Annotated in this window: 2 rRNA genes; both read right to left on the bottom strand. The window is 52.4% G+C overall.

The features are described from left to right. Window positions 1–74 (bottom strand): 5S ribosomal RNA (gene rrf / locus ABY44_RS27565); the annotation flags it as partial. Between the two features lie 157 nt (window positions 75–231). Continuing rightward, a 23S ribosomal RNA gene (locus ABY44_RS27560) occupies window positions 232–3,112 on the bottom strand. Between the last annotated feature and the right edge of the window lie 230 nt (window positions 3,113–3,342).

The following is a 3,342-nucleotide window of genomic DNA, read 5'->3' as shown; positions in this document are numbered from 1 at the left end:
TCATCGGCGTAGAGTCGTTTCACGGTCCTGTTCGGGATGGGAAGGGGTGGGACCGACTCGCTATGGTCATCAGGCAAAGAGGGTTGTCCTGCTGGCGTGGCCAACAGAACCAATCTTGGAAGAAGCAGTAATTTTGAGTTGTGTGTATCACACACGAGAATCCAACTTGTCGCTCTGGATCTTGCGGCCGGTGCTGTCGCACGGCGCCGATCTACAAGGCAGACTTGTTATAGGATCAAGCCTTACGGGCAATTAGTATCAGTTAGCTGAACGCATTACTGCGCTTACACACCTGACCTATCAACGTCCTGGTCTCGAACGACCCTTCAAGGGGATCTAGTCCCCAGGGATATCTCATCTTAAGGCGAGTTTCCCGCTTAGATGCTTTCAGCGGTTATCTCTTCCGAACATAGCTACCCGGCGATGCCACTGGCGTGACAACCGGTACACCAGAGGTTCGTCCACTCCGGTCCTCTCGTACTAGGAGCAGCCCCCTTCAAATATCCAACGCCCACGGCAGATAGGGACCAAACTGTCTCACGACGTTTTAAACCCAGCTCACGTACCTCTTTAAATGGCGAACAGCCATACCCTTGGGACCGGCTACAGCCCCAGGATGAGATGAGCCGACATCGAGGTGCCAAACACCGCCGTCGATATGAACTCTTGGGCGGTATCAGCCTGTTATCCCCAGAGTACCTTTTATCCGTTGAGCGATGGCCCTTCCATACAGAACCACCGGATCACTATGACCTGCTTTCGCACCTGCTCGACTTGTCGGTCTCGCAGTTAAGCACGCTTATGCCATTGCACTATCAGCACGATTTCCGACCGTACCTAGCGTACCTTCGTACTCCTCCGTTACGCTTTGGGAGGAGACCGCCCCAGTCAAACTGCCTACCATGCACTGTCCCCGACCCGGATCACGGGCCAAGGTTAGAACCTCAAACAAACCAGGGTGGTATTTCAAGGACGGCTCCACCGAAACTAGCGTTCCGGTTTCATAGCCTCCCACCTATCCTACACAGATCGGTTCAAAGTCCAATGCAAAGCTACAGTAAAGGTTCATGGGGTCTTTCCGTCTAGCCGCGGGTAGATTGCATCATCACAAACACTTCAACTTCGCTGAGTCTCGGGAGGAGACAGTGTGGCCATCGTTACGCCATTCGTGCAGGTCGGAACTTACCCGACAAGGAATTTCGCTACCTTAGGACCGTTATAGTTACGGCCGCCGTTTACCGGGACTTCAATCAAGAGCTTGCACCCCATCATTTAATCTTCCGGCACCGGGCAGGCGTCACACCCTATACGTCCACTTTCGTGTTTGCAGAGTGCTGTGTTTTTATTAAACAGTCGCAGCCACCAGTTTATTGCAACCCCTTCACCCTCCTGGCGCAGGCCAGTCAAGCTACAAGGGCGTACCTTATCCCGAAGTTACGGTACCAATTTGCCGAGTTCCTTCTCCCGAGTTCTCTCAAGCGCCTTAGAATACTCATCTCGCCCACCTGTGTCGGTTTGCGGTACGGTCATCGTTAGACTGAAGCTTAGAGGCTTTTCTTGGAACCACTTCCAATTGCTTCGCTTCCGAAGAAGCTCGCGCCACACCCTTGAATTACGCACCCGGATTTGCCTAAGTGCCTTCTCCAATGCAGCGACCGGGACTTCCAACACCCGGACAACCTTCCGCGATCCGTCCCCCCATCGCATCTAACAATGGTGCAGGAATATTGACCTGCTTCCCATCAGCTACGCATTTCTGCCTCGCCTTAGGGGCCGACTCACCCTACGCCGATGAACGTTGCGTAGGAAACCTTGGGCTTACGGCGAGGGGGCCTTTCACCCCCTTTATCGCTACTCATGTCAGCATTCGCACTTCCGATACCTCCAGCACCCTTTACAAGGCACCTTCGCAGGCTTACGGAACGCTCTCCTACCATGCGTGCAAGCACGCATCCGCAGCTTCGGTATATAGCTTAGCCCCGTTACATCTTCCGCGCAGGACGACTCGATCAGTGAGCTATTACGCTTTCTTTAAAGGGTGGCTGCTTCTAAGCCAACCTCCTGACTGTTTTAGCCTTCCCACTTCGTTTCCCACTTAGCTATATTTGGGGACCTTAGCTGGCGGTCTGGGTTGTTTCCCTCTTGACACCGGACGTTAGCACCCGATGTCTGTCTCCCGTGATTGCACTCTTCGGTATTCGGAGTTTGCTATGGCGGGGTAATCTGCAATAGACCCCCCAACCATGACAGTGCTCTACCCCCGAAGGTGAGACACGAGGCACTACCTAAATAGTTTTCGGAGAGAACCAGCTATTTCCAGGTTTGTTTAGCCTTTCACCCCTATCCACAGCTCATCCCCTAACTTTTCAACGTTAGTGGGTTCGGACCTCCAGTACGTGTTACCGCACCTTCATCCTGGCCATGGATAGATCACCTGGTTTCGGGTCTACGCCCAGCAACTGAACGCCCTATTCGGACTCGCTTTCGCTACGCCTGCCCTATACGGTTAAGCTTGCTACTGAACGTAAGTCGCTGACCCATTATACAAAAGGTACGCCGTCACCCCTTACGAGGCTCCGACTGTTTGTATGCATGCGGTTTCAGGATCTATTTCACTCCCCTCCCGGGGTTCTTTTCGCCTTTCCCTCACGGTACTGGTTCACTATCGGTCGATCACGAGTATTTAGCCTTGGAGGATGGTCCCCCCATCTTCAGACAGGATTTCACGTGTCCCGCCCTACTTGTCGCACACCTAGTTCTTTCATACTGTTTTCGCCTACAGGGCTATCACCTGCTATGGCCGCACTTTCCAGAGCGTTCGGCTAACAATACAAATAAAGAGTGCAAGGCTCATCCCATTTCGCTCGCCACTACTTTGGGAATCTCGGTTGATTTCTTTTCCTGCGGTTACTTAGATGTTTCAGTTCACCGCGTTCGCTTCACATGGCCTATGTATTCAGCCATGGATACTCCAAAAGGAGTGGGTTTCCCCATTCGGACATCTACGGATCAAAGCTTGTTTGCCAGCTCCCCGTAGCTTTTCGCAGGCTACCGCGTCCTTCATCGCCTGTGATCGCCAAGGCATCCACCACATGCACTTGTTCGCTTGACCCTATAACGAGTCTGTCTCGTTACAGGTTGAGTTCTCGCGTTGTGCCGTATTCCAATTGAGTCAAACATAGAGTTCGAATCATCTTGAGATACATCGATACAATCACAACCCGGATAGTTTCCACGTCCATCTCAAGACGCTTCCGCTATCCAAATTACTTACTTCTTCCAGATTGTTAAAGAACGACAGCCGATACTTTCGTACCGCTCTGACTGGCTCAATCGCCAATG

Origin of the sequence: Burkholderia sp. ZZQ-2, assembly GCF_050768715.1 — a bacterium.
Lineage (GTDB): Bacteria > Pseudomonadota > Gammaproteobacteria > Burkholderiales > Burkholderiaceae > Burkholderia > Burkholderia cepacia.
The sequence above is the reverse complement of the archived record's forward strand: the minus strand, read 5'-3'. Positions and strand labels throughout refer to the sequence as shown.